We start from the raw sequence: 366 nt of genomic DNA, 5'->3' as shown, positions 1-366 counted from the left end.
CGGTTGGCGCGCGCATTCAATTCGCCATAGCTGACGCTGGTCTCTTCGTACACCACCGCGATCGCTTCCGGATTGGCTGCTGCTTGCGCTTCGAACAGTTGCTGGATCAGTTGGTCCTGCGGGTAGTGCGCTTGCGTCGCGTTAAAGCCGACCAGCAGCTGCTGCCGTTCGCTGTCGCTTAGCAGCGGCAGTTGACTGATCCGTTGGTTTGCATCGCCGGCCATGGCGACGAGCAGGAGCTGCAAATGACCCGCCAGCCGTTCTATCGTGGCGGCGTCGAACAGGTCGCTGGCATATTCCAGGCCGCCGCTGAGCCGACCGTCGACTTCGCTCAGCGACAAGGTGAGGTCGAAGTGGGCCGTGCGG

1 protein-coding gene is annotated in these 366 nt (G+C 62.6%); it reads right to left on the bottom strand.

Annotated elements, in window-relative coordinates; genetic code table 11:
- The coding region (locus tag KVP70_RS33440) for a condensation domain-containing protein (protein ID WP_229225270.1) at positions 1-366 on the bottom strand (366 nt) is incomplete at both ends.

The sequence above is a fragment of the Duganella violaceipulchra genome, from assembly GCF_019166075.1.
Taxonomy (GTDB): domain Bacteria; phylum Pseudomonadota; class Gammaproteobacteria; order Burkholderiales; family Burkholderiaceae_D; genus Rugamonas; species Rugamonas violaceipulchra.
This window is presented reverse-complemented; position numbering and strand designations above follow the sequence as displayed.